Below are 19101 nucleotides of genomic sequence, written 5' to 3'. Positions count from 1 at the left end.
CTATACGCGTCCTCCAGTTTGAACCCCGCGGGAGCGCCTGCCGGGCATCCCGCGGGTCAATTCATTCAACGGCGGGTTTGGCGCATCTCACGATCGCGCGGTGACAGATGTTCCTGCGCGCCTTCCTTCTGGCCCGGCCAGACACCCGATCTGGGGCGCATCGTTGTCAGGTCCCAGTCGCTCTCGACGAAAGGTGCACGGGTCGATTCGAACGTTGGATAGCCGCCCACTTCGGCCTCCGAATCGATGACCTCGCCGCGCCCCTCGGCGATGTAGAACAGCACGCGGATTTCCATCTCGCTGCGGTCCCACGGGCGCGCGCCCGAAGTCGCGAGCAGCACGGACTCCACATCGACCGTTTCGAGGATGTCATAGCCCTCTAGGTCGTGGAGTGGGGCGTCCTGCTCGCGGATCTGCGCGCGCGTCACGCCGTAGCGACCGAACATGGGAAGGTCGTTGCCAAGGCGATCGACCGCGATGTTGTCGCGCCCGTAGTAGAGCAGGTCGCCCACGCCGCCGATCATCAGGAAAGGCAGGTCGGGATCGGTGCTGACTCCCCCGCGCATGACATTGCCGATTGCGGTCAGCTTGCCGTCGACCGGCTCGTGCCCGGCCCATTCGAGATCCATCAGATTGTAATGCACCGCGCGGTACTGCGGATCGTAGATGAGATTGTTGATCATCAGTGCTTCGACCCCGCCCTTGAGCAGGGGCGAACGCTCGACATTGTGCGCCCATACGTTGCGTTCGAAGACGATCCCGGTTGCATTGTCGTGGATCAACGAGCCCTTCGAATGTTCGCCCTTCGGATGCGTCGAATCGGCGAGGCCCTCGGCGGCAAGGTTGGAACGGAACACGATGTTGCGGCTCGTCCCGGCCTGCCATTCCTCGACCGTTTCGCCGGTAAAGCGAGGCCCCGAGGCGGACATGTTCTCGTCCACGCCCCAGAAGAAGCTGTTGTTCTCGATCAGCAGATTGTGCGCCGAACGGGTAGAGAACGCATCGACTTCCCACCCGTGACGCTTGGGTAGCCCGTCGCTGCCAACCACTACGCGAAGGTGCTGGACGATTACGTCATGCGTGTTGACGTTTATGCCCCCCCGCATGATCGTGATGCCGGGCGACGGGGCGGTCTGCCCCGCGATCGTGAGGTGCGGTTCGGTGACGGTGAGGGCGGAGCGTTCCAGATCGATCGTACCGCCGACTTCGAACACCACGATACGCGGACCCTTGGCAGCCAGTGCTTCGGCAAGGCTGCCCGGCCCGTCTTTGTCGAGCGTGCTTACGCGTATGATCCTGCCTCCCGCGCCACCATCCGTGGGGTCGGCAAGTTGCGCAATCGCAGGCGCACTGACTACAAACAGGCACAGGGCCAACAGGAAATTTCCGATATTCTTCATCGCGGCATCCTCTCCATTGATTGCCACCTTGACAGCTACCCGAGATTGGAGCAAGAAGAATTGACACCGGTTACCAAAACGGCCGGGTTGAGGGAAATTGGGGTGTCCGGAAGGGGGCGGGGCGCAAGCATGCGCGACATCTTCTTCAAAAAGACACCGGTGCCAATTTGAAGGAGGATGCAATGAGGTTTGTGGTTCCCGCGCGAAGCGCGAAGGCGGCTTTGCTGGCCGGCAGCGCGCTGGTTTTTTCGGCCCCTGCGTTTGCGCAGGATTCGGGTACGCTCGATGACGACGAAGTCAGCGAAGTTGCCGGTGAAGCGTCCGGCGAAGTTTCCGCCGAAGACAATGTCATCATCGTTTCCGGCTTTCGCCAGTCGCTGAATGCCGCGATATCGGCCAAGCGCGACGCAGTCGGCCAAGTCGATGTGATCGTCGCGGAAGACATCGCCAAATTCCCCGACACCAATCTTGCAGAATCGCTGCAGCGGATTCCCGGCGTGGCGATCGAACGTGACGCGGGCGAGGGGCGTCAGATCACCGTGCGCGGTCTCGGGGCGCAGTTCACGCGTGTTCGCGTCAATGGCATGGAAACGATCGCCACCTCGGTCGACGGGGCGTCGTTCAACAGCGACCGTGCCTTCGACTTCAATGTGTTCGCTTCCGAACTGTTCAATTCGATCGTCGTCAACAAGACCGCGTCGGCAGCGCTCGACGAGGGCTCGCTGGGTGCGGTAATCGATCTCAACACCGGCAATCCGCTGGGATACGGGGCGGGGCTCAAACTCGTCGGTTCGGCTCAGGCGCGGTACAATGATCTGAACGATGACGTGGCGCCGCGTATTGCGGGGCTGTTCGCATGGAACAACGCTGACGAGACCTTCGGTATCTCCGCTTCGGCTGCGTGGTCGAAATACGAAACCCCCGAACTGGGCAACAATTCGGTTCGCTGGGCCAATGGCGCGACCTTCCAATCGGTCGATGGTGTCGATTGCACCGCCAACCCCGCCGACCCGGGCTGTGTCGAAGTACGCGATGCCTTCCATCCGCGCATCCCGCGCTACGGCCTGGTCAATCACGACCGCGAACGGCTCGGCGCGACCGCGGCGATCCAGTTCCGTCCGACCGAGCGCACCAATATCGAACTCAACGCGCTCTATTCCAATTTCAAGGAAGATCGCGACGAATATTGGGGCGAGGTCCTGCTGCGTTCGAACGAGGACGAAATCGACCTGTCGAACTACTTCATCGACAGCAACAACAACGTCATCAGCGCAGACCTTTCGAACGCCTGGATCCGCAACGAGCGTTATCACCGCGAAAGCGAAACCGATTTCTACCAGATCTCGGGCCGGCTGGAGCAGGCCTTCTCCGACACTTTCCGGGTGTCCTTGCTTGCAGGCTTTTCCAAGTCGGATGCGACCATTCCCGTCGAGACGACGATCATCTTCGACGATCGCGACGGCCAGTACAGCTATGATTACACCGACATGGCATTCCCGCGGCTGACCTTCGAATCCGATGTCACCACGCCGGGCATGTTCCAGCTCGCCGAATTTCGCGACCGGCCGAGCTCGGTCGAAAACAAGTTCAAGACCGTTTCCTTCGATCTCGAATGGGAGCCCACCGAGGGGCTGAAGCTTTCGGGCGGGCCCTTCTACCGCCAGTTCGACTTTGCCACCGAAAGTGCGCGTCGCGACAGCCAGTACTGCTCGGTCTTCACCTGCGCTCCGGGTGCCTATGGTGCGCCTGTCACGGGTGACCTGTCCGAACTGTTCGAACTGGGCGATGCGGGGCAGCCGGCGGGCAACACCAACAGCTGGATCGTGCCCGATCTCGACGCGGCGATCGCCTTCCTCGACCTTTACAACCGTCCCGCCGTGGTTCGCGAGGGCGATGTGCGGGGCGTGGAAGAAAAGGTCACAGGGGGGTACTTCCAGACCGATTTCGAGATCGACGAAGGCCTACGCATCACGGGTAATTTCGGGGCCCGCTATGCGCACACCGAACAATCGTCGCAGGGCTTCAACAACGGCCAGTTCGTGACAGTCGAGCGCAGCTATGACGATTTCCTGCCTGCGCTGAACCTGAACGTCTTCCCGAGCGACGACTTCATCATCCGCGGCGCTATCGCCCGGGTCATCACGCGTCCTTCGCTCGGCAATCTGACGCCCGGCGGTTCGGTCGATGAATTCAACTTCCGGATCACCACCGGTAACCCGTTCATCGAACCCTATCGTGCGTGGAACTACGATCTCTCGGCGGAATGGTATTTCGCGCCGGGTGCGATCGTCTCGCTGGCTGGCTTCATCAAGGAGATCGAAAGCTTCCCGGTGGGCAGCTCGCAGCAGATCACCTATGCACAGAGCGGGCTGCCGCTGTCGCTGCTGACTTCGGGTACGCCGGCTTACGATGCGATCGTCAATGGTACCGACCCCAACCGGGAGTTCGAGTTCCGCTCGACCAGCAATGGTGAGGGCGCGACGATCAAGGGGCTCGAACTTGGCCTGCACTTGCCGTTCTCAGCCTTCGCGTCGGGCGCTCTCGAGAACTTCGGCGTGCTGGGCAACGTGACCTATGTCGACAGTTCGCAGGACTTCGAGTTCCAGGGCAATGTGGTCGAAACCAGCTTCTCCGGCGTGTCCAAATATTCGGCCAACGGAACGGCCTATTATGATGATGGACGCCTCTCGATCCGTGTGTCGGCCGCCTATCGCGACGGTTACCACACCGGCAACAGCGGCAATGGCAATTTCCTCGAAGGCTTCACCTCCTCGTTCAATCTCGACGCGGCAATCCGCTACAAGCTGAACGACATGATCGAGCTGACGCTGGACGGGAACAACCTGACCGACGACTACCGTTTCCGCTGGACCGACGACTTCGCGCGCCGGAACTACGAAAACAACCACTTCGGTCGCATCATCATGGCCGGCGTGCGGTTCGAATACTGATCCGAACCGCGTGATGACGACGAGGGCTCGCGCATGAGAAGTGATCGACGGTCGCTTCTCGTCGCGGGCCTTTCGCTGTCGGGAATTCTGGCCGGCGGCGCTGCTGCGCGCCCCATCCGCGACCCTACCGATGCGAAGCTCGCAACGCTTGAACTCTGGCCGGATGGCGCGCCGGGCTTCCCCGATCGGGCGCCGCTGGAGCTCATCGCCGACCGGGCGGCAGACCCGTCCTACCAGGACCGCGCGGTCGCCGGGATAACCGCTCCGCGTGTGAGCGTTTTCCAGCCCGAACGTCCCACCGGCGCCAGCGTCCTGCTGCTGCCGGGCGGCGGATACCGCCATGTGGTCATCGACAAGGAAGGCTATGAAATGGGCCGGTGGCTTGCCAGCCGCGGCATCACCGCTTTCGTACTCTTCTATCGTTTGCCCGGCGACGGTTGGGCGGCCGGACCCGACGTGGCGCTCAGCGATGCGCAGCGCGCGATGCGGCTCATTCGCAGCCGCGCCCGTGAATGGGGGCTCGACCCGGCGCGTGTGAACGCGATGGGCTTTTCCGCCGGCGGGCATTTGTGCGCCGACCTTGCGACACGGTTCGACCGTGCGGCCTATGAACCGGTCGATGCAGCCGATACGCTTTCCGCGCGGCCCGACAGTGCCGCGTGCATTTACCCGGTGATCAGCATGGAACCCGGCATAGCGCATGCTGGATCGCGGGAACTGCTGATCGGCAGCGACGCCGACGCCGCGCTCGAACGCGCGCATTCGCCCGATGAGAATGTACCCGCCGATGCGCCGCCCTTCTTCCTGCTCCATGCGGAGGACGATGCTTCGGTCCCGGTCGAGAACACGCTCCGTATGCGCGCGGCGCTCAAGGCGCGCGACCTACCCGTCGAAACGCATCTGTTCGAGGCCGGTGGACACGGTTTCGGGCTTCGCAAGGCAGCGGGCAAACCGGTCGAAGTCTGGCCGGAACTGTGGCTCTCCTGGGCCAGAACAAGGAATTTTGCATGACGATCCGACGCAGGGATTTGCTCGCCGGGGTCGGCGGGGCAGGACTGGCGAGCCTCGTGCCCGCATTGTCCGCTCCGCTAGCTGCGCGAACGCACGATGCTCCTGCCGCAAGCCGGTACCGGCGCGGCTTCGATAACCAGCGTATCCCCGATCTCGGCAATGGGAGTTTCCTCAATCCCGTCGTCTCGGGCGACCGTCCTGATCCCGCGATCCTCAAGGATGGCGCGGACTATTACATGACCTTCTCGACTTTCGACGCCTATCCCGGGCTGACGATCTGGCATTCGCGCGATCTGGTGAACTGGCGCCCGCTCGACGCTGCGCTGACGCGGAACATCGGGTCGGTCTGGGCGCCCAGCCTGCACAAGGACAAGGGCCGGTATCTCCTCTACATCCCGGTTAAGGCGCAGCCGCAGAACGATATCTTCGTGGCATGGGCAGATGATATCGCGGGCCCGTGGAGCGGTCCAATCCCGCTCGGCCTGCCGAACCATATCGATCCCTGCCATGCCGTGGCCGAAGACGACAGCCGCTGGCTGTTCCTGTCGGGCGGCGACCGTGTTCGCCTGTCCGACGACAATCTCTCGCTCGCCGGCGCAGTCGAGCACGTCTACGATCCCTGGCGCTATCCGTCCGACTGGATCGTCGAGGGGTTTTCGCCCGAGGGGCCCAAGATCCACCGCATCGGCGGCTGGTATTACATGATCACTGCCGTGGGCGGTACCGCCGGTCCACCGACCGGGCATATGGTCATCGCCGCCCGGTCGCGCTCGCTGCATGGTCCGTGGGAGCACCATCCGGGCAATCCGCTGGTCCGCACCGAGAGCGTGGATGAGGCGTGGTGGTCGCGCGGTCATGCCTCGCTGGTCGAAGCGCCCGATGGTAGCTGGTGGTCGTTCTACCACGGCTATGAAAACGGCTATTGGACGCTTGGCCGGCAATGTCTGCTCGATCCCGTCGAATTCACCCCCGACGGGTGGTTCCGCATGACCGGCGGCGATCTGTCCGCGCCGATCGCCAAACCGGGCGGGGGCACTGCGGTGACACATGGCATGCCGCTGACCGACGATTTCTCCGCCCCATTGGCGCTGGGCAGTAAATGGGCCTTCTTCAAGCCCGACGCCGATGAAGCGGTACGGGCAACCAGCGGCAACGGTGTGCTGCGGCTGAAGGGCAAGGGCGCGGCGCCGTCCAGCGGATCGCCGCTGCTGCTGACCGCAGGGGATCGATCCTATCGCTTCGAATGCGATATCGAGATTGCGCCGGGGGGACGGGCGGGGCTGATCCTGTTCTATGACGACAAGCTCTATTGCGGGCTCGGCTTCGACGACACGCGCTTCGTCACGCATCAATACGGGCGCGAGCGGGCACGGCCCGCCAATCCGCATGGCGCGAGGATGCGGATGCGCGTGACCAACCGGCGCCACATCGTCACCTACGATACCAGCGGGGATGGCGGGAAAACCTGGCACCGCTTCGATCGCGGGATGGAAGTGTCCGGCTATCACCACAACGTGCGCGGCGACTTCCTGATGCTGCGCCCGGGCCTTTATGCGGCAGGACCGGGCGAGGCGAAATTCCGTGACTTCCGCTTCACCGCACTGGATGACTGAACGCATTATGGGGAGCGGAACGAAGATGGGTATTGCAAACGCGGCGTTGTCGCGTCGCCATTTGCTGGCGGGGGGTATGGCGCTGGGAGGCGCTGCGATGCTTCCGGCCTGCAAGCCGGTCATGTCCGGGCTGTTCACCGGTGCTGATGCGCATCCGGGCGATTATCCCACGGTGCGCGCGGTCGAATTCATGGGCCGCTATCTCGATGCAAATACGGGTGGCAGGCTGGGCATCAGGATGTTCGCCGGCGGCCAGCTCGGCAGCGAGACCGATACGCTCGAGATTACCAGCTTCGGCGGGATCGATTTCAACCGGGTGAATTTCGCGCCGCTCAATTCGATCGAGCCGATGACGCTGCCCTTCTGCCTGCCTTTCGTCTTCGATTCGGTCGCGCATATGCGCCGCGTGGTCGACAGCGAAGTGGGCGACGAGGTCATGGCCGCGCTCGAACCGCACAATTTGATCGGCCTGTGCATCTACGATTCCGGCGCACGCAGCTTCTACAACATGCGCCGCCCGATCACCGCGCCCGAGGACCTGCGCGGGCTCAAGATCCGCGTGCCCGCCTCCGACCTCTATATCGCGATGGTCAATGCGCTGGGCGCCAATGCGGTACCGATCCCCTTCGGCGAGATCTACCAGGCGCTGGCGCAGGGTGTCATCGACGGGGCGGAAAACAATTGGCCGACCTTCGTGGGCGAACGCCATTACGAGGTCGCCACCCATCTCAGCCTGACGCAGCACCTGCTGACGCCCGAGGCGCTGGTGATGAGCAAGGCCAGCTGGGATCGGCTTGCACCGCCCGATCAGGCGCTCGTCCGGGAAGCGGCCAAGGCCTCGGTCGTGGAGATGCGTCGCCTGTGGGACATTCGCGTGGCCGAGGCCGAAGCCGCGGTTGCCGCTTCCGATGTCGCAGTCAACAGCGTCGATCCTGCGCCTTTCGCCGCGCTGATGCGGCCGGTCTGGGACGAGTTCATCACCACGCCCGCGCAGCGGGACATCGTGCGCCGCATTCGTGAAATGAGGGAGGAATAGTCATGGCTGCGTCCCTTTCGCGCCTGTTGATCGCCTTCGGAGCAATCGGCCTGCTGGCGATGACCGCGATCATCGGCTGGCAGGTGTTCGGTCGCTTCGTGCTCAATTCCAGTCCTTCATGGACCGAGCAGGCCTCGCTGATCCTGATGATCTGGTATGTGATGTTCGCTGCCGCGGCGGGGGTCTACGAGGGCTTTCACATCCGCATCGCACTGCTCGAGGAGAAACTCGGACCGCGCGCCCGCCCGCTGCTGCGCTTCACTGCGCTGGTGGTGGCAGCAATCGGGCTGGTGCTGCTCGTCTATGGCACGCAGCTTTGCTGGGCGGTGCGCGGCAACAGCGTGCCCTCGCTCGGCGTCAGTCGCGCCGTGGCTTATGTTCCGCTGCCGGTGTCGGGCCTCCTGATGGCGCTGTTCGCGCTGCCGCAGATCATCAGCGGGCGGCACATCGCGGAAGATTCCGCAGGCGAGGGGGAAGGCTGATGGAACTGCTTGTCCTGTTCGGCGTGCTTTTCGCTCTGCTCGTCATCGGTGTGCCGGTGGCCTTTTCGCTGCTCGCGGCAGCACTCGCCTGTTTCCTCGCGATGGACATCCCGCCCATCGTCGCGGTCCAGCGTGTCGCAGCGGGCATCAGCGTCTTCACGCTGATGGCGATCCCCTTCTTCATCTTTGCGGGCGACCTGATGTATCGCGCGGGCATTGCCGAGCGCCTCGTGCGGGTAGCCGATGCGGCGATCGGCCGGGTCCGCGGCGGTCTCGGCATCGTCGATGTCGGCGCCTCGATGATGTTCGGTGCGGTGTCGGGTTCGGCCATCGCCAGCGCCTCGGCGATCGGCTCGACCATGGTCCCGCTGATGAAGGACAAGGGCTATCCGGGCGACTATGCCGTCAATGTCACCGTGACCGCGGCGATCGTCGGCCTGCTGATCCCGCCCTCGCACAACATGATCATCTATTCCGCAGCGTCCGGCATCGGGGTCTCGATCGGAGACCTGTTCCTCGCTGGAGTGCTGCCGGGCGTCCTGACTGGCGTCATGCTGATGCTGGTCGCATGGCTAGTGGCAAGGCGCGGCAAATTGCCCATCGGCCGGTTCCCCGGCTGGCGCGAATTCGTGCTCGCCGCCGCTTATGCCATTCCCGGACTCATGACCGCGGTTATTATCATGGGCGGCATCCTCAGCGGCTTTTTCACCCCGACTGAAAGCTCCGCCATCGCCGTGATCTACACCATGCTGATCGGCACCTTCGTCTATCGCAGCCTGGGCTGGGAAGGCATGTGGGAGGCCGCAGGAAAATCGGTTCGCACCGCCGCCATGGTGCTGTTCATCATCGCTGCGGCTACCGCTTTCGGTTTCGCACTGGCACTGCTCGAAGTGCCCGCCGCGATGGGGGCGCTGATCGGCGTGATGACCGACAATCCGATCCTGACTCTGCTCATCATCAATCTGATGCTGCTGGCGCTGGGCACCTTCATGGACATGGCACCGCTGATCGTCATCACCACGCCGATCTTCCTGCCGGTCGCGATGGATGTGGGTGTCGATCCGGTCCATTTCGGCATCATCATGATGCTGAACCTGGGCATCGGACTGGTGACGCCGCCGGTGGGCTCGGTGCTGTTCGTCGGTTCGGCGGTCGGCAAGGTGCCCGTGACCGCGCTGGTCAAGACGATCTGGCCGTTCTACCTCACGCTGATCGCGGCGCTGGTGGTTATCACCTTCGTTCCGTCGCTTTCGCTGTGGCTGCCGGGCGTGTTCGGCTGATCAGAGCGTAACGCCGCGTTTCCAGATCGCGATCACCCGCTGGCCGCCGGTCTCGGCGGCGGTGGGGCGGCCGCTTGCCGTGGCGAGCAAGCATTCTGCGAAGTCTTCATCGACCGCAACCGCGCCTTCGGTGAGCACGCGGCCCGCGTCGAAATCGATCCAGCCGGGCTTGGCGGCGGCGAGCGCGCTGTTCGATGCAATCTTCATCGTCGGAACCGGGAAGCCCAGCGGCGTTCCGCGACCGGTGGTGAACAGGATCATCGTCGCTCCTGCCGCGGCCAGCGCGGTCGAAGAGATCGCGTCATTGCCGGGAGCCTCCAGAAGCGTCAGCCCCGGCCGCGAAGCGATGCCGCCATAGTCGATCACGTCGACCAGTGGTGCGCTGCCGCCCTTCTGCACGGCACCGAGCGATTTTTCTTCCAGCGTCGTGATCCCCCCGGCGATATTGCCGGGCGAGGGATTTTCGGAAACAGGTTGCCCCTGATCGAGGAAATAGCGTTTGAAGCGATTTACCAGCGCGCCGGCCTGTTCGAATGTCTCGCGCGAGGTCGAGCGCGCAAGCAAGGCCTCTTCCGCACCGAAGATCTCGGGAATTTCGGTAAGCACAAGGCTTCCGCCTGCAGCCGCCAGCCGATCGCTGAACCGGCCCAGCAGGGGGTTGGCGGTCAGGCCCGATAATGCATCGGACCCACCGCATTTCAGGCCTATCGTGAGCGCCGATGCGGGGGCTGTCTCGCGCTCCAGCGACCCGATCTCCTGCGCCAGTTCGGCGATAAGCGCGAGCAGGCGTTCACGCTCGTCCCCTGCGTCCTGCGCACGCATCATACGCAGTTTGGCGCGACTGCGCGCGGGAATGGCAGCCAGCAGTTCGTCGAGCTGGTTGCTCTCGCAGCCAAGGCCTACCAGCACGACGCCCCCTGCATTGGGATTGTCGCACAGCGCTGCGAGCAGGGCGCGCGTCCCCGAAAGATCATCGCCGAGTTGCGAACAGCCGTGCGGGTGGCCGAAGCCCACCACCGCGTCGAGCAAACCCGCGTGGCGCGCATGCGCTTCGCGCGCCACGGTCTCCACCAGCGGTGCGACGCAGCCGACCGTCGGCAAGACCCAAATCTCATTGCGCGTCGCGAACCGCCCATCCTCGCGGCGATAGCCGCGCCAATCGCCGAGCGCGGGCATCTGTCCGAGCACAGGAGGCGTGGCGGCAAAACACCCGTAATCGCGCTCGCCCCCCAGCGCAGTGGCAAGGTTATGGCTGTGCACATGGGCGCCAATCGCGATCGGGGCGGTGGCCCTGCCGATCGGCATTCCATACCGAATGATGGTTTCGCCCGGCGTATGCGGCCGTAAGGCGAGCTTGTGCCCCTTGTCGATGGCCTCCGGCAGGCGAATGGCGTCATCCCCGACCTCCACCCAACTTTCGGCCTTGAGGTCATGCAGTGCGATGGCGACGCTGTCGGCTGCATGGCACAGCCAGGCATCGCGTCGTCCGGATTCACTGCCTGTCCCGTCATCCTGCATCAGCCCATCCTCATTTTCCCGTGAGTTGATTTCCATCGGCACCACGGGCAGAAGTCTCTCTCTGACACCGGTTACCACAAGCGTCTTGGGGAGAGAAGCATGAGCCGACCGCTCGAATTGCACGAAGACCGCCTGTTCCCTGCCGAGCCGAGCGTGCGGGCGCTCGCTCGCGAGCTCTACGCTACGGTCGCGCAGCTCCCGATCATCAGTCCGCACGGGCATACCGATCCGGCATGGTTCGCGCGCAACGAGCCCTTCGGCAATGCCAGCGAACTGCTGCTCCACCCCGATCATTACGTCTTCCGCATGCTCTATTCGCAGGGGATCGCTCTCGAGGATTTGGGTATTGCCGGAAGTAGCGCGGATCCACGTGCCTCGTGGCGGATATTCGCGGAGAACTATCACCTGTTTCGCGCCACCCCCTCCAGAATGTGGCTCGACTGGGTCTTTTCCGAGGCATTCGGGCTCGATGTGCGGCTCGAAGCCAGTACAGCCGACCTCTATTTCGATACAATCACCGAGAAGCTGCAAACTCCCGAGTTCCGACCCCGGGCGCTGTTCGATCGCTACGGCATAGAAGTCCTCGCGACGACCGAAGGCCCGCTCGACACGCTCGATCACCATGCCGCGATCCGAGCCAGCGACTGGAACGGCCGCGTCATCACCGCCTATCGCCCAGACGCCGTCGTCGATCCAGAGTTCGAGGGGTTCGTGCACAATCTGGCGCAGCTTGGCGAGTTGACGGGCGAGGACACGATGACCTGGCCAGGCTATCTTGCCGCGCATCGCCAGCGGCGCCGCTTTTTCGCCGAAATGGGGGCGACCTCGAGCGATCACGGCCACCCGACCGCCGCGACCGCCAATCTTTCTTCCGCAGAAGCACAGGCGCTGTTCGACCGCGTAAAGACGGGGACGGGAAGCAGCGCGGATGCCGAACTTTTCCGCGCGCAGATGCTCACAGAAATGGCGGCGATGAGTGTCGATGACGGGCTGGTCATGCAAATCCATCCGGGGAGCCTGCGCAATCACAACCGCCAGCTGTTCGAACGCTTCGGGCGCGACACGGGCGCCGATATCCCGACGCGAACCGACTACGTCCACGCGCTGCAGCCGCTGCTCGACCGTTTCGGGAATGAAGCGAACCTTTCGATCATTCTGTTTACGCTCGACGAAAGCAGCTATGCGCGCGAACTGGCGCCACTGGCGGGGCACTATCCGTGCCTCAAACTCGGCCCGGCATGGTGGTTTCACGATAGCCCCGAGGGCATGCGCCGCTTCCGCCAGATGACGACAGAGACCGCAGGCTTCTACAATACGGTCGGCTTCAACGACGATACGCGCGCCTTCCTTTCCATCCCGGCGCGGCACGATGTCGCGCGACGCATCGATTGCGGCTTCCTCGCGCAACTCGTCGTCGAACATCGGCTCGAGGACTGGGAAGCGGCCGAACTGGCGCCGGAGCTGGCATATGGCCTCGCCAAACGGGCCTACCGCTTGTGAGGCTGGCACCCGATACGCTGCACCACCTGCCCCCGCAGGTGGAAAGGTTCGGCTATGATCGCGATGCGCAGGCGCTGGGCATCGCCCATTTCGGGATCGGCGCGTTCCACCGTGCGCACCAGGCCTGGTACGCCGATCGCGCGATGGCGGCGGGGGACGAGGGCTGGGCGATAAGCGGCGTTTCGCTTCGCTCACCTGACGTTGCCGCGCAGCTCAATCCGCAAGGCGGGCTCTACACGCTGACCGAGCGCAGCGGGAACGCCGCGAACAGCCGGGTGATCGGCGCAGTCCGAGAAGTGCTGTTCGCGCCCGAACAACACGAGGCGGTAGTCGCGCGCATCGCCGATCCGGCATGCCACATCGTCAGTTTCACCGTGACCGAGAAGGGTTATGCCCGTGCAGCCGACGGCAGCCTCGACTTCGCGGCGGCTCGCCAGAGCTTCTACCCGCTGCTTGGTGAAGCGCTCGCGCGACGGCGGGCAGCAGGCTTGGCCGGGGTTACGCTTCTGTCCTGCGACAATCTCGCCCACAATGGTGCGGTGCTGCAGCGCTTGATGAGCGAGTGGATCGAAGCGGAGGCCCCCGCTGTAGCGGACTGGTTCGAGCAGCACTGTACCTGCCCTTCGACCATGATCGACCGCATCGTTCCGCGCAGCGGCGGCGAAGATCTCCACGATCTGGAAGCGCGGATCGGCCTGCGCGATGAGGGCGCAGTCTTCACCGAGCGCTTCAGCCAGTGGGTGATCGAGGACCGCTTTGCCGCGCGGCGCCCCCGCTGGGGGCGGCATGGAGTGCAGTTGGTGGCCGACGTTGCGCCCTACGAGACCGCCAAGCTGCGCATGCTCAACGGTGCGCATTCGCTGCTCGCCTATTGTGGGCTCGAAGCAGGTTACCGCTTCGTGCACGAGGCGGTGGCAGATCGGCGTCTGCGCGAACTCGCTACCCGGCTCATGACCGAGGAGGCTTTGCCATCGATCACGCCCGCACCCGGGCAGGACCTGGATGCCTATGCCGATCAGTTGCTGACCCGCTTCGCCGATCCCGCTCTCCGCCACCGGCTCGACCAAATCGCGATGGACGGTACGCAGAAGATCCCGCAGCGTTGGCTCGATACCGCGATCGATTGCGTCCGCACGGGAAAGCGGTGTGATGCGATCGTGGCTGGCCTCGCGGCGTGGATCCGTCATATCGAGCAAGGCACTGCGGTCGACGATCCGCACGGCGAGACGCTTGTCCCGCTCGCACAGGGCGAGGGGCGCGCGGCGCTGGTCGCGCACTGCTTCGATGGTGCAGGCGGTCGCGCGCCGCTCTGGCCCGGCTACACCAGGCTGCTCCCGCTGCTGCGCTGACCATTCCGTTTTCGGGAAATGGCGGAGACGGAGGGATTCGAACCCTCGATACCCGTTACCAGGTATGGCTCCTTAGCAGGGAGCTGGTTTCAGCCACTCACCCACGTCTCCGCATCTCGCAGGATCCGGCATCGCCGGTTGCGAGGGGCGCGCTATAGCCACGGTATCCCGCCCCATCAAGGGGAGTTTTGTGCCTCGTCGAAAGGCGCCGGTCGAGCACCGCCCGACCCCGCAAACGACTCGCTTCGCCGCATTTCCGATTCGGTTCATCGCCGTTTCATTGCCGCACCGCTCAAAGAGGATTCTTCTCACGGCGCAGCTGTCTGCGCCAGCGCCGCCGACACGGAGGGATCGATGACCACATTCACACGCACCTGGCCGCGGCTCGGACTGGTGTTCGCCGCATTCGGGATGGTCGCCGCGCCATTGTCCGCCCAGGTCGAAACGATCGACCCGAACAGCGCGATCGACGGCGATCTCGTCGAGCAGCCGGGCGACCAGCCGGTCTATGGCGAGCCCGCGGCCACCCCGACGCCTGTACCGAGCTACACCCCCACGCCCGAAGCGACGGCCACGGCGGATGCCTATCCCGAACAGCCGCAATGGTCCGAGAAATCCGCCGAGGAAGCCGCGAGCGACGCGGTCGAAACTGCCACTGTCGACGATCCCGCGACGACCTATCGCGAAGACGACCTGATCGGCGCGGCGGAAGGCGTGTTCGGCAAGGGCGCGGAAGGCGTTGCCAAGATGATCCGCAACCTGCTTGCCGAACAGGGGGAACCCAATGCTTATATCGTCGGACGCGAGGCGGGCGGGGCGTTCATCGTCGGCGCACGCTACGGCTCGGGTACGCTCTATCACAAGGTCGAGGGCGAGATGCCGGTCTACTGGACCGGCCCGTCGATCGGGTTCGACGCAGGCGCGAACGCGGGCAGCACCTTCGTGCTGGTCTACAACCTCTACGACAGCGAGGAGCTCTACGAGCGCTATCCTGCGGGCGAGGGGCAGGCCTATGTCATCGGCGGGCTGACCGCGAGCTACCTGCGCAAGGGCGATGTCGTGCTGATCCCGATCCGGATGGGCGCGGGGCTGCGGCTCGGGGTCAATGCCGGATACATGAAGTTCTCCAAGAAGCACCGCTGGCTGCCCTTCTGAGTACAGGCGCACAAGACGCCCTTCGGATCGCACAATGATAATTCGCCAGGGCAGGGGGCCGCGACGGGATTTCCTGTTGCGGCCCTTCGCATATCGGGCGATGAGGCGGCCATGCTTGACCAACTCGAAGCCCAGTCTCCCGACGCGCTGCTCGCGCTCATCAAGATGCATGCCGCGGACCCGCGCGAGGACAAGATCGACCTCGGCGTCGGCGTCTACCGCACCAATGACGGCGCGACGCCCGTCTTCCGCGCGATCAAGGCAGCCGAGCAGAAGCTGGTCGATACGCAGGATTCCAAGAGCTATCTCGGGCCCGAGGGCGACACCGGCTTCGTCGATGCGCTCAAGCCTTACATCTTCGGCAAGGACGCCACGATGGGCGGCCGGCTCGAGGGGATGCAGACGCCGGGCGGGACCGGTGCGGTGCGTCTCGCGGTCGCGCTGGGCAAAGCCGCGGGGATCACACGTATCCACCTCGGCACGCCCAGCTGGCCCAACCACGCGCAGATCCTCGAGGATGTGGGTGTCGAGACGGTCGGCTTCAGTCATGCCAAGGCCGATGGCACTGCCGATATCGACGCGCTGCTCGATGTAATCGCCAAAGCGCGGCCGGGCGATGCGGTGCTGCTGCACGGCTGCTGCCACAACCCTACCGGTGTCGACTACACCGACGCGCAATGGGCCCAGATCGCCCAGGCCTTCGCCGAGAGCGGTGTGCTGCCGATCCTCGACGTGGCCTATCATGGGCTCGGTCAGGGCCTTGAAGAGGACGTCGCGGGCGTCCGGCAGGTGCTCGCGGCGGTCCCCGAAGCGCTGATCGCCTATAGCTGCGACAAGAATTTCGGCCTCTACCGCGACCGCGTGGGCGCCTTCTACATGCTCGCCCGGAACGCCGATGCGCTGCCCGCCATCACGTCCAATGCCAATGCGCTGGCGCGCGCCAACTGGTCGATGCCACCCGACCACGGCGGCGCGGCAGTGCGCACCGTGCTGCGCGACGACGCGCTCACCGCTCTGTGGCTCGAGGAGCTGGCGGAGATGCGCGAGCGGATGCGGCGCGTGCGCGAGCGGCTGGCAGCGGCAGATGAAGACGTTCCCGGGCTCAATCTTGCGGCGTTGGCGAACCAGAACGGCCTGTTCGCGGTGCTGCCGCTGAGCAAGGCGCAGATCGCCAGCCTGCGCGAGGATCACGGCATCTACATGGCCGGTTCGGGCCGGATCAACGTGGCCGGCCTGCACGAGGGCAACACGCCCAAGTTCATCGCCGCGCTGGCGGACGTCACAGGGGGCTGATCCCCGATGGAACGCCAGCCGACCCTCGAGACCGAGCGGCTGGTCCTGCGCCCGCTGGCCGAGACCGATCGCGAAGCCCTTTTTGGCATCGCGTCGGATCCGGCGGTGTGGGAACAGCACCCGATCCATGATCGCTGGCGGCGCGACGTGTTCGACGCCTTCTTCGACGAGGGTCTGGCAAGCGGGGGCGCACTGGCCGTATGCGACAGGCGCGACGAGCGCATGCTCGGAATGACGCGCTTCGACCGGTTCGATCCCGACGAAGGCGGGGTGGTCGAGATCGGCTGGACCTTCCTCGCCCCGCGCTGTTGGGGCAAGGGCTACAACCCCGAGATGAAGCGCGCGATGCTGGCGCACGCCTTCGCCCATGTGGCATTGGTCGAGTTTCGCGTGGGCGACACCAATTACCGTTCGCGCAATGCGCTCGAGGCGATCGGCGCGGCGCGTACTACCCGCTACGAGCTGGGCCGTTACCAGGGCAAGCGCGTGGTGCATCTGGTTTACGAGATCGATCGCGAATCCCACCAGCAGGGCCCGCTGGCCTGATGTAGGACCCGTGTAGGACTGCCGCGGGCAAGTCCTGTCACATGGACCGCCTGCTACACGGTCCGGGTGAAGAAACCGCCGAGCTCCCGCCGGGCCTGCGAAACGGGCAAAACGGCGAGAGAGAAACGGCTGCGGCATCCCGCAGCTTCGAGCAGCATTCGCCCGAGTAGGAAAATCGCCACGCTTCGCTTTTCATTCGGCGATACTGCGGCTATTGCGAGCGCTTCTCAAAAGGAGGAATCATCCTATGCGTAAGCTGGTACTTGCCGCCGCCCTTTCGGGCACCATGCTCACTCTCGCAGCCTGCTCGGGCGCTGCCGACGAAAGCACCGATGCAGCCGACACCGCCGAAGTCGAAGCGACGGAAGATGCCGCAGCCGTCGAAACCGCCGCCGTGCTCGACGCCAACACCGCCACGGCCGAACAGCTCGCCGGTACCGAAGGCGTGAGCGAGGAACTGGCCGCCGCGATCGTCGCCGGCCAGCCCTATGCCAGCGTCACCGACCTCAACGCCAAGCTGCTCGAAACGCTGAGCGCCGAGGAAGCCGCCGCCGTTCTCACCAGCGTCTTCGTTCCGGTGAACCTCAACAGCGGAACCGAGGAAGAAATTCGTCTCATCCCCGGCATGACCGACAAGATGGTTCACGAATTCGAAGAATACCGGCCCTATGCAGACATGGGCGTGTTCGATCGCGAGATCGGCAAGTATGTCGACGAAGCCGAAGTCGAACGGTTCAAGAACTACGTCACTCTCTGAGCGCGCTGCAGCGCAATTCTGACGATCTCGATCGCGGCCAGGATCCCGATGTGGATCCAGGCCGTGGTCGGGTCGAAAGCCGACCATACCCAGTGAAGGAAGGTGAGGACCGCCGCCGGATAGACCAGCCGGTGCAGGCGCTTCCAGCCGCGCTTCATCAACCGCACCGATACATCGTTCGACGTCAGCGCCAGCGGCACGAACAACGCCAGCGCCGCCCAGCCCGCCAGCATGTAGGGGGTGGTGAATTCGGCCAGCACATATTCGGGCGAACCCTTGCGCACCAGATAGATCGCGGTGTGCAGCGCCGCATAGCCGAAGCTGGCCACCCCGATCTCGCGCCGCCTGCGCATCAGCCACAAGGTCAAGCCACTGCGCTTGAAGACCAGCCGCAGCGGGGTGACCGCGAGCGTTGCCATCAGCAGCCAGGCCGCCCAATCGCCGCTGTCTGCGATCGCATGGCCATAGCCGTATTCGCCGGGCGTGATGGCCCAACGCAACCCGATCCACAACGCGGGGAACGCCAGCAGCAGCCAGACCAACGGGCGCGATCGCTTGAGGGCGGAGAACATGGGCCTGATCGCCGTGCCCGTCAGCCGGCGAGACTCTGCATCCGCTTGAGGTAACGCGCGAGCACGTCGATCTCGAGATTGACCGCATCGCCTTCGGACAGGTCGCCCAGCGTGGTCACTTCGCCCGTGTGCGGGATGATGTTGAGCGCGAAGCGCACATCGCCATTCGCCTCGTCCTCGATATCGTTGACGGTCAGCGAAACGCCGTCGACGGTGATCGAGCCCTTTTCCGCAACGAAGGGCGCGATGTCCGGCCCGGCGAGGATTTCGAGCCGCGTCGACCCGCCGATATCCTCGACCAGCGCGACCCGACCGACCGAATCTACATGGCCGGTGACCAGATGCCCACCGAGTTCGTCGCCCAGCCGCAAGGCGGGTTCGAGATTGAGCCGCCGGTCGGCGCGCCACTGGTCTTGCGCGGTCCGCGCTACGGTTTCGCCCGAAACGTCGACTGCGAACCAGGCGTCGCCTTGCTTGCCACCCTTTTCGACCACGGTCAGGCACACGCCCGAACAGGCGATCGATGCACCGATATCGATACCCGCGGGGTCCCAGGGGCAGGCCACGACGACACGCGTGTCGCCCCGGTCCTCGACGTTTGTGATGGTGCCGATGGCGGTGACGATGCCGGTGAACAT

16 protein-coding genes and 1 tRNA gene are annotated in these 19101 nt (G+C 64.4%); 12 read left to right on the top strand and 5 right to left on the bottom strand.

The genetic code is table 11. The features are described from left to right. Positions 1–65: 65 nt before the first annotated feature. Positions 66–1400 carry a pectate lyase family protein gene (locus FHS69_RS10675; protein ID WP_166777695.1) on the bottom strand — a complete coding sequence of 445 codons (1335 nt, stop codon included), beginning with the start codon at positions 1398–1400 and terminating at the stop codon, positions 66–68. 182 nt (positions 1401–1582) lie between these two features. Here FHS69_RS10675 and FHS69_RS10670 point away from each other — a divergent pair, with 182 nt between their 5' ends. From FHS69_RS10670 to FHS69_RS10645, 6 genes are read left to right on the top strand one after another with little or no spacing between them, the layout of a single operon-like run. Beyond that, on the top strand, positions 1583–4351 hold the full coding sequence (locus tag FHS69_RS10670) for a TonB-dependent receptor (RefSeq protein WP_166777694.1): 2769 nt from the start codon (positions 1583–1585) through the stop codon (positions 4349–4351). A 33-nt stretch (positions 4352–4384) separates the two neighbouring features. Further along, entirely contained in the window at positions 4385–5362 is a 978-nt protein-coding gene (locus FHS69_RS10665; RefSeq protein WP_166777693.1) for an alpha/beta hydrolase, read from the top strand. Further along, complete coding sequence (locus FHS69_RS10660; protein WP_166777692.1) at positions 5359–6975, top strand: family 43 glycosylhydrolase; 1617 nt, start codon at positions 5359–5361, stop codon at positions 6973–6975. Before FHS69_RS10665 ends, FHS69_RS10660 begins: the two co-directional genes overlap by 4 nt. A gap of 25 nt (positions 6976–7000) precedes the next feature. Next, a complete protein-coding gene (locus FHS69_RS10655) occupies positions 7001–8011 on the top strand; it encodes a TRAP transporter substrate-binding protein (protein WP_166777691.1) in 1011 nt (336 codons plus the stop codon). A gap of 2 nt (positions 8012–8013) precedes the next feature. Next, the gene (locus FHS69_RS10650) at positions 8014–8493 is read left to right on the top strand and encodes a TRAP transporter small permease (RefSeq protein WP_166777690.1); all 480 of its coding nucleotides are present in this window, start codon (positions 8014–8016) and stop codon (positions 8491–8493) included. Further along, the gene (locus FHS69_RS10645; RefSeq protein WP_166777689.1) at positions 8493–9773 is read left to right on the top strand and encodes a TRAP transporter large permease; all 1281 of its coding nucleotides are present in this window, start codon (positions 8493–8495) and stop codon (positions 9771–9773) included. The genes FHS69_RS10650 and FHS69_RS10645 overlap by 1 nt, the downstream gene beginning before the upstream one ends. On the opposite strand, the gene FHS69_RS10640 is transcribed toward FHS69_RS10645, so the two are convergent. Then, complete coding sequence (locus tag FHS69_RS10640; RefSeq protein WP_243844654.1) at positions 9774–11327, bottom strand: UxaA family hydrolase; 1554 nt, start codon at positions 11325–11327, stop codon at positions 9774–9776. 63 nt (positions 11328–11390) lie between these two features. Between FHS69_RS10640 and uxaC the strand changes: the two genes are divergently transcribed. Further along, complete coding sequence (gene uxaC / locus FHS69_RS10635; RefSeq protein WP_166777688.1) at positions 11391–12791, top strand: glucuronate isomerase; 1401 nt, start codon at positions 11391–11393, stop codon at positions 12789–12791. Next, a complete protein-coding gene (locus FHS69_RS10630) occupies positions 12788–14140 on the top strand; it encodes a mannitol dehydrogenase family protein (protein WP_166777687.1) in 1353 nt (450 codons plus the stop codon). The genes uxaC and FHS69_RS10630 overlap by 4 nt, the downstream gene beginning before the upstream one ends. A 19-nt stretch (positions 14141–14159) precedes the next feature. Here FHS69_RS10630 and FHS69_RS10625 read toward each other — a convergent pair. Continuing rightward, positions 14160–14251, bottom strand: a tRNA-Ser gene (locus tag FHS69_RS10625). Positions 14252–14494: 243 nt separating this feature from the next. Between FHS69_RS10625 and FHS69_RS10620 the strand changes: the two genes are divergently transcribed. From FHS69_RS10620 to FHS69_RS10605, 4 genes are all read left to right on the top strand, one after another. After that, entirely contained in the window at positions 14495–15295 is an 801-nt protein-coding gene (locus FHS69_RS10620; protein WP_166777686.1) for a DUF1134 domain-containing protein, read from the top strand. A gap of 111 nt (positions 15296–15406) precedes the next feature. After that, the gene (locus FHS69_RS10615; RefSeq protein ID WP_166777685.1) at positions 15407–16588 is read left to right on the top strand and encodes an amino acid aminotransferase; all 1182 of its coding nucleotides are present in this window, start codon (positions 15407–15409) and stop codon (positions 16586–16588) included. Positions 16589–16594: 6 nt separating this feature from the next. After that, the gene (locus FHS69_RS10610) at positions 16595–17134 is read left to right on the top strand and encodes a GNAT family N-acetyltransferase (protein WP_067676258.1); all 540 of its coding nucleotides are present in this window, start codon (positions 16595–16597) and stop codon (positions 17132–17134) included. Positions 17135–17381: 247 nt separating this feature from the next. Then, positions 17382–17891, top strand: coding sequence for a ComEA family DNA-binding protein (locus tag FHS69_RS10605; RefSeq protein WP_166777684.1), 510 nt, complete (start codon positions 17382–17384; stop codon positions 17889–17891). Here FHS69_RS10605 and FHS69_RS10600 read toward each other — a convergent pair. Together FHS69_RS10600 and FHS69_RS10595 are read right to left on the bottom strand one after the other, a co-directional pair. Beyond that, positions 17876–18463, bottom strand: coding sequence for a protein-methionine-sulfoxide reductase heme-binding subunit MsrQ (locus FHS69_RS10600; RefSeq protein ID WP_166777683.1), 588 nt, complete (start codon positions 18461–18463; stop codon positions 17876–17878). The genes FHS69_RS10605 and FHS69_RS10600 overlap by 16 nt on opposite strands. Positions 18464–18483: 20 nt before the next feature. Further along, entirely contained in the window at positions 18484–19101 is a 618-nt protein-coding gene (locus tag FHS69_RS10595; protein ID WP_067503857.1) for a riboflavin synthase, read from the bottom strand.

It is taken from the genome of Qipengyuania flava (assembly GCF_011762005.1).
Lineage (GTDB): Bacteria > Pseudomonadota > Alphaproteobacteria > Sphingomonadales > Sphingomonadaceae > Qipengyuania > Qipengyuania flava.
The sequence above is the reverse complement of the archived record's forward strand: the minus strand, read 5'-3'. Positions and strand labels throughout refer to the sequence as shown.

What these genes read in the sequence shown, in the direction of transcription:
- FHS69_RS10620 (WP_166777686.1), top strand. Translation starts at nt 14,495, where the DNA reads ATGACCACATTCACACGCACCTGGCCGCGGCTCGGACTGGTGTTCGCC.
- FHS69_RS10660 (WP_166777692.1), top strand. Translation starts at nt 5,359, where the DNA reads ATGACGATCCGACGCAGGGATTTGCTCGCCGGGGTCGGCGGGGCAGGA.
- FHS69_RS10600 (WP_166777683.1), bottom strand. Translation starts at nt 18,463, where the DNA reads ATGTTCTCCGCCCTCAAGCGATCGCGCCCGTTGGTCTGGCTGCTGCTG.
- FHS69_RS10595 (WP_067503857.1), bottom strand. Translation starts at nt 19,101, where the DNA reads ATGTTCACCGGCATCGTCACCGCCATCGGCACCATCACAAACGTCGAG.
- FHS69_RS10665 (WP_166777693.1), top strand. Translation starts at nt 4,385, where the DNA reads ATGAGAAGTGATCGACGGTCGCTTCTCGTCGCGGGCCTTTCGCTGTCG.
- uxaC (WP_166777688.1), top strand. Translation starts at nt 11,391, where the DNA reads ATGAGCCGACCGCTCGAATTGCACGAAGACCGCCTGTTCCCTGCCGAG.
- FHS69_RS10650 (WP_166777690.1), top strand. Translation starts at nt 8,014, where the DNA reads ATGGCTGCGTCCCTTTCGCGCCTGTTGATCGCCTTCGGAGCAATCGGC.
- FHS69_RS10605 (WP_166777684.1), top strand. Translation starts at nt 17,382, where the DNA reads ATGCGTAAGCTGGTACTTGCCGCCGCCCTTTCGGGCACCATGCTCACT.
- FHS69_RS10645 (WP_166777689.1), top strand. Translation starts at nt 8,493, where the DNA reads ATGGAACTGCTTGTCCTGTTCGGCGTGCTTTTCGCTCTGCTCGTCATC.
- FHS69_RS10615 (WP_166777685.1), top strand. Translation starts at nt 15,407, where the DNA reads ATGCTTGACCAACTCGAAGCCCAGTCTCCCGACGCGCTGCTCGCGCTC.
- FHS69_RS10655 (WP_166777691.1), top strand. Translation starts at nt 7,001, where the DNA reads ATGGGTATTGCAAACGCGGCGTTGTCGCGTCGCCATTTGCTGGCGGGG.
- FHS69_RS10640 (WP_243844654.1), bottom strand. Translation starts at nt 11,327, where the DNA reads ATGGAAATCAACTCACGGGAAAATGAGGATGGGCTGATGCAGGATGAC.
- FHS69_RS10610 (WP_067676258.1), top strand. Translation starts at nt 16,595, where the DNA reads ATGGAACGCCAGCCGACCCTCGAGACCGAGCGGCTGGTCCTGCGCCCG.
- FHS69_RS10675 (WP_166777695.1), bottom strand. Translation starts at nt 1,400, where the DNA reads ATGAAGAATATCGGAAATTTCCTGTTGGCCCTGTGCCTGTTTGTAGTC.
- FHS69_RS10670 (WP_166777694.1), top strand. Translation starts at nt 1,583, where the DNA reads ATGAGGTTTGTGGTTCCCGCGCGAAGCGCGAAGGCGGCTTTGCTGGCC.